The sequence below is a fragment of the Anabaena sp. CA = ATCC 33047 genome, from assembly GCF_963870205.1.
GTDB lineage: Bacteria > Cyanobacteriota > Cyanobacteriia > Cyanobacteriales > Nostocaceae > Trichormus.
Map to the genome: position 1 here is coordinate 247,531 of NZ_CAWMSA010000044.1, position 6,672 is coordinate 254,202.

Annotated in this window: 6 protein-coding genes; 3 read left to right on the forward strand and 3 right to left on the reverse strand. The window is 41.5% G+C overall.

Annotated elements, in window-relative coordinates; all coding sequences use genetic code 11:
- Positions 1–9 precede the first annotated feature (9 nt).
- Positions 10–207, forward strand: a complete 198-nt coding sequence (locus AACS98_RS12990) for a DNA-binding protein (RefSeq protein ID WP_066380405.1) — start codon at positions 10–12, stop codon at positions 205–207.
- Positions 204–683, forward strand: coding sequence for a type II toxin-antitoxin system death-on-curing family toxin (locus AACS98_RS12995; protein ID WP_232317150.1), 480 nt, complete (start codon positions 204–206; stop codon positions 681–683). The genes AACS98_RS12990 and AACS98_RS12995 overlap by 4 nt, the downstream gene beginning before the upstream one ends.
- A 73-nt stretch (positions 684–756) precedes the next feature.
- Here the strand turns inward: AACS98_RS12995 and AACS98_RS13000 are convergent, their stop codons facing one another.
- Genes AACS98_RS13000 through AACS98_RS13010 form a run of 3 tightly spaced genes read right to left on the reverse strand, consistent with a single transcriptional unit; the run spans position 757 to position 4,830 of the window.
- The gene (locus AACS98_RS13000) at positions 757–1,944 is read right to left on the reverse strand and encodes a restriction endonuclease subunit S (protein WP_066380407.1); all 1,188 of its coding nucleotides are present in this window, start codon (positions 1,942–1,944) and stop codon (positions 757–759) included.
- Positions 1,941–3,455, reverse strand: coding sequence for a type I restriction-modification system subunit M (locus AACS98_RS13005; protein ID WP_232317151.1), 1,515 nt, complete (start codon positions 3,453–3,455; stop codon positions 1,941–1,943). The genes AACS98_RS13000 and AACS98_RS13005 overlap by 4 nt, the downstream gene beginning before the upstream one ends.
- Before the next feature lie 52 nt (positions 3,456–3,507).
- Positions 3,508–4,830, reverse strand: a complete 1,323-nt coding sequence (locus AACS98_RS13010; RefSeq protein ID WP_066380414.1) for a hypothetical protein — start codon at positions 4,828–4,830, stop codon at positions 3,508–3,510.
- 529 nt (positions 4,831–5,359) lie between these two features.
- Between AACS98_RS13010 and AACS98_RS13015 the strand changes: the two genes are divergently transcribed.
- A partial coding sequence (locus AACS98_RS13015) for a FecR family protein (RefSeq protein WP_066380415.1) occupies positions 5,360–6,672 on the forward strand: 1,313 nt, incomplete at its 3' end.

A 6,672-nucleotide genomic window follows, 5' to 3' on the forward strand; every position in this document is an offset into this window, starting at 1 on the left:
ATAAAAAATATGGCAACGATAACGATTAATATTTCAGAGGAGCAACTGCAAAAGTTGCAGGCATTAGCGCAAAAGTTGGGAATGTCTACTGAAGAGTTGTTATCTGCAAGTTTGGAAGATTTATTAAATCATCCTCAAGGCGAGTTTACCCAAGCAGCTAGTTATGTGATGCAGAAAAATGCTGAACTTTATCGGCGATTAGCATGATTCGCTATTTGGTACTTGTTGAAGTTATTGAACTTCATCGTCAGATTATCGAGCAGTCTGGGGGAAGTTTGGGGATTCGAGACTTAGGTGCTGTAGAGTCTGCACTTGCTCAACCACGTATGACATTTGGTGGTGAGGAGCTTTACCCGACACTTGTTGATCAAGCTGCGGCTATCGGTTTTTCGCTGGTAATGAATCATCCATTTATTGATGGTAATAAGCGAATTGGTCATGCAGCAATGGAAGTTTTTTTGGTGATGAATGGTTTGGAAATTGGGGAGCATCCCAAATGTGTAAATTTATTTTTACCCAATGTCAAAGGCTGGGAAGAAACGAACCACGAAGGACGCAAAGATCACGAAGGTAAGAAAGTTCAGAGAGTTTTTGGTGTTGCTGCGGTTATTTTTGCAAAATTGGGATGCTCCCGGAAATTGCAGCTTCTGTTGATGAACAGGAGGAAATTATACTATCTCTAGCATCTGGTCAACTTGAGCGTGAGGTATTTACACAATGGTTGAAATCTCATGTCAAAGTTATCTAAGTTTTGGCTCAGAGTTCTCCCCGAAAGGCTTTTTGTAGTAGGGAGTTGAAAAGATGTGAGTATTCGGTTTCCTCTTTCCTAATATTAACCATCATTTTAGATATTTTTTGTCTAATTATCTTGTATTCAATTTGTAAAGTTAAAGGTGGCACAGGTATATAAAAGTCTTTTATCTTTGTAAGGGTTAATCTGGTAATAGCTGCACCTGCAACATTTTTTAAGTGGCTAGTTCTAACACTTTCATTGTTCAGCCAATCACATAAATATTCACTGATAATAGCTTTTCCAACCTTCAGTAGTGCAAGGCTAGACAGCATACTAAACTCAAAATCATAGTTATTAATCGCAGCAATTCCAGTTGTTACACCATCCTTGATATAGAGAACATCACCTTGTTCTGGATTGCAACGAGTGTAGATTTTTTTATGATCTTCTTCTGACACAAACCAAGGATCTGAAAAAAAATCTAATCCATATACTTTGAGGTGTTTAGCCGTTATGTAGGGAATACCCTTATTCAAAGTTGGGGGTGAATGATGTGTACCATCAGTTATTTTGTCGCACACATCAGATAACTTACTCAAAGCCCACCCTTTGGGATTTGTAACAGGATCGCCGAACATATCCAAGAAAGCCGATCGCAGTAATTCCTCTGTGAGTGCGATCGCTTCTTTGCGTTTCCGGCGAACAGCATCAGCCTTATCGAGAATCGCAGCAATACGGCGTTGTTCTTCTAACGGAGGAAGGGGTACAGCAAGTTTCTTGAGATTACTTGCGTTAACACCAGCTTGAGCTGTTCCAGTTGCACTTCGATTTATTTGATTCCAATAGTTTGGTGTCTGAAAAAAACGAGCCAAATAACTAGGAACAACTTTTGCTGAAGGTCGAACTCGTATCAAGTAAGACGCAAACACAGAACCTTGTGGACAACTGCGAACAAGAAAACTTTTACCAGTTGTTGCTCCTGTACGTGCAAAAACTATATCCCCTTCCATAAGAGCATATTTCTTACTGTCTTCTTCAGTACAGTTACAGAAAGGGACAGTTGACCAATCTACTCTATCTTCTTGAATGTCTGTGATGCGAAGGAACTTTGGCCCATTTCCTGAATCTGTTGCAGAAGCAGTTAGACCATAATCTATCTGTTCGGCTATATTTTGTAGAGGTACAACCTTCCAAGGAGATACTGCACTCATCCCAACAACCCCTCTAAAGCGTCCAAATCCGCCCGAATTTCAGCCTCTAAATCTCGCAACTTCTGCAAAATCACCTTGGGCGGCTCATACTTCACTTCTTCATACTCGATTTCTTTGTAGCGGTTAATCGACAGATCATAACCATTAGTTTTAATCTCATCCTTGGGTACAAAAAACGCCTTAAGGGTGCGGTCTGTATCCGTCTCAGGATTTCGCGCCTTCCACAGTTGCAATAAATCGGGGATGTCGTTCTCTTCCACAGGCTGACGCTTATCATCCAGCGATAAGCCATCCGCCTCCATGTCGTAAAACCAAACGTAATCCGTCCCCCCTGCCCCAGTCTTGGTAAAAATCAGCACTGCCGTAGACACACCAGCATAGGGTTTAAACACCCCAGAAGGCATAGAAATCACCCCATCCAGTTTATGTTGTTCTACCAACACCTCCCGAATTTTTTTATGGGCAGTAGAAGAACCAAACAGCACCCCATCCGGGACAATCACCGCCGCCCTGCCGCCAATTTTCAGCAACCGCAAAAACAGCCCAATAAACAACAGTTCGGTTTTCGTTGTGGAAATAACCTTAGTTAAATCCTTAGCAATAGTAGACTTTTCTATCGAACCTTTAAACGGGGGATTTGCCAAAATCAACGTAAACGCTTCGGTAATTCCAGCATGATCTTCAGACAGAGAATCCCGCGCCTCAATTTTCGGGTCTTCAATCCCGTGTAACATCAAGTTCATACTACCAATGCGGAGCATTGTGCCATCAAAATCAAAACCGTGAAACATTTCTTTATTGAAGTGTTCCCGATTCCCTGGCGCATTTAAAATCAGATTGCCATCTGCATCTTTCAAGTCGCGCAGATATTCAGCCGCCGCCACCAAAAACCCCGCCGTACCACAAGCAGGATCACAGATAATCTCTCTTGCGCCCGGTGACATCAACTCAACCATCATTTTAATAATGTGCCGGGGTGTGCGAAACTGCCCATTAGTGCCGGCTGTCGTCAGCTTTGACAGCATATACTCATACAAATCGCCTTTGGTATCCCTGTCTTCCATCGGGATTTGGTCAATTTGTCCGACTACACTCGCCAACAGCGCAGGGTTAGCAATTAGGAAAACAGCATCTTTCATGTGGCGCACATAGGTGCTATCTTCCCCGGTTGTCCCCAAAGTTTTGATAAAAGGAAAAGCCTTATCCCGGACAATTCGCAGCATTTCCTCAGAATCAGTCAGGTTTTTGAAATAAGACCAACGACAATGTTGTTTATCTACTGCGAAAATCGGGTTAGTAATGGGTTTATTGAGTCTGTTGGCTTTTTTCTCCTGCGCCAACTCCAAGTCATCTAAACGTTTGATGAATAACAGGTAAGATATTTGCTCAATTACTGAAAGAGGATTACTAATACCGTTATTCCAGAAAGTTGTCCAAAGGCGGTCTACTTTGGACTTTATCTCACCTGTAATCATCCGCTTAACTGCTCCTACGATAACGATATATACCAAGACTTGATGTTTTTGTCAATGTTATTTATAGCAGAAGGCTGGGGCAGGTTTTTCAAAATTCGCCTAATACCCAGTTATAGTTGACGCTAAAAAACCAGCTATTAAAATCAATGTTGCTTACGGTGGAATCACCAAAGCTAAAGCCACTCTGAAGATTCAGACTATTAAATTCAGATAGGCGATAATTGACTTGAGTAAATAGCCGATGATAATTATCAAAGCGATCGCGCTCAGTGAAATCTGATAAATTCAACTGGTAGCCTAAACCCACCTCTAGGGGTTTTTGAATTTGATAACTCAACAATAACCACAGAGAATTAATCATCCGGCTACGGTTATCAGGTTCAGCTAGATTCCAACTCAACTCATAAAAACTATCTAGCCGTAACTTTTCCGTGAGGGTATCTCGCCTTCCCAAAGAGAGGCGAAATGAGTTTTCAGCGAGGAAGCGATCGCCTGCTGTAAACAAATCACTATTTTGAGCATAAAATAACTGTTGATTACTCCAACCAATTTCCCCATACATGCGGCTGGATAGCTGTTGGTAAATCCCCAGATTAAATCTAATTTGGTTATAATTAAATCTAGATTGGTCTACATAACGAATTAAATTACCATTAATTGAACCATTTATATAAGTCTGTTCTCCCAAAGGAAAATAAGCCGAGGCTAACCTTAATCCATAAAAAAACAAGCCCTCTTTTATAGGAGCAACATCCGACGCAAAAATGTTATTACTATAAAAATAACCAACATTTGCTTGTAAAGAACCTATCGGTTTAAACTGCGGTGCTGCTGTTTTTCTCGGTGGAATTTCTGGTTGTTCCAAAGGTGATTGTGGTAGCTGTCTGGGGCGCACCCTTAACCCCAACTCCCGATAATCATCTGATTCAGGGTTAGGTAGTTTTGTCTCTCGTAACCTTTGTATTAGCCTCTCTAACCTTTGATTTCTCGTGACTGAAGACGCATCTGGTAATCCCTCTATTGGTTGCGGGGTAGTTTGAGGGAAAATATCAGGCTGAGTTTCTAACTGTGGCGATTCATTCCTCTGTTGCACAAGACTCGGATTTTCCGCTTCAGCCGTTAGTAATTGCGGTTGTGACTGATTAAATTGCATCTGTTTTGTAGATGCTAAATCAAACATCTCAAATTGTGGCAATTGAGAATTATCTACTCTTAACTGCTCATATTTGCATATATAATCAGTTGTTTGATTATTCAGGACATGATTGTTTATTTCCCCTAAATAATCTTGACAATTGTGTGAATTTGACTTTTTGACGGATGCTGCATCTACCCTAATGCAATAAGTGTTGCTACCAATGACAGCTAACAAAATTGTGAATAAAAATCTTTTCCAGCCCTGAATTTGCATCTTGTCTAGATGGCTTGAATTTATCTAAAATTACCGTGGTTACAATGTGACTAACTATACTGAGAAATATAATGTTTTGACACTTTTGACACTATAGAATATTACCTCCAGAATGTTTACTGTACCCTAATCTGGCAAAAGTTGCTTAACGAAAATTGTGGTCGGGTGGGTATTGCTTGCCAGTTGCTAATACCCTGAGTTTTCTGTTTTTAGCTGTGCATAGCCTGACTCTGATAGAGAATCAAGCCAAAGATGATTTTACCTGATTATCCTCCTATCCTGTTACTTGCAGCTTGTATGATTTCTTGCATAGATTCCAATTGGCGGGTAAAATTAATTTTATGTATTATCATCTCAGCAGACACAAACTGACATTAAGTGTATCGTAGAGAAAGTTAAGCTATCTTTAACAGCAAATTAACTCAGAAAATAGCGAAGAAAAATAGAAAATTAGCGAGTAAATATCTGTAAAGTTCAGAATTGATTTTTAACTAGGTTGGTATCGGTGCAATTTTTACTTATTTGAACTATGCGTTTTAAAGTATTGCAGTTAGCGATTGGTTTGTGGGGAATCATACTAATCAACTTGCCCAGTTTAGTAAGTGCTAACATTCCCTTAACTCGCGCCCAGATTCAAAGCTTGCGTAACTTTGTACAGTTGATTCCCAGAAGTAGCAAAAATAAGCGTCCCGCCCGTCCAGCAGATGCACTGATTCCAGGGGATGGGCTATCGACTGGTAGAGCCTCTTTAGCAGATTTGCGTTTCAATGATGGCTCTTTAGCGCGAGTTGGGGAACAAGCATTATTCCAATTTTTGCCTAGAACCAGGAATTTTAGACTATCCAACGGCACAGTATTACTACTGATTCCACCAGGAAGGGGACAAACACGCATCCAAACACCCAGCGCAGCAGCAGCAATCCGAGGGTCAGCCTTGTTCGTGCGCTATGATCAAATAACAGACACGACAATTGTCGGCGCGCTGACAAATAGTGGGATTACAGTTTTAAATAAAGATGCTTCCCAAACTCAAGAATTGCAAGCAGGTCAACTTTTAGTAGTAGTTAAAGGCGAATTTCAAGGCTTATATGATTTTGATCTGCAAACTTTTTATGAAACCAGTGACTTGGTTAGGGGACTGAACTTAACTAAAAAACAAATTACACCCTTAGTAGATCCGATTATTGCCACTATACAAGCAGAAATTCTCGCAGCTTTAGCAAGATGGACTCCTCTGAGTGGTCAAGGCATTATTGACAATCCATCATTTTTAGAATTAACAGTTAATTCTAACTCAGGTAGGGAAAATCCCTTGAGAGAAAATTCTACTGGCTCAAACACAGATGCTTTTCCTGTGGATTCCTTGCTGGAAACAGGAGAACTTTTGTTAAATAACTCTCAAGAATTTAATCCTACTGTAACCCCAACGCCAACCCCAACACCAACCCCAACACCCAGCCCAACCCCAACACCAACCCCAACACCCAGCCCAACCCCAACCCCAACCCCAACACCCAGCCCAACCCCAACCCCAACGCCAACCCCAACGCCAACCCCAACCCCAACCCCAACACCAACGCCAACCCCAACACCAACGCCAACACCAACGCCAACACCAACCCCAATTCCCGACTCATCAGGTAATCCGAGTAATGGCAACCCAGGAAACGACAAACCTGTGGGTAATGCTGGAGAAAATCCCGGAAATAGTCAGACTAACCCCACGCCCACGCCCAACCCCAACCCAGTGACAGACTCAACAGGTATTCCCATGAATGGCAACCCAGGAAACGACAAACCTGTGGGTAATGCTGGAGAAAATCCCGGAAATAGTCAGACTAA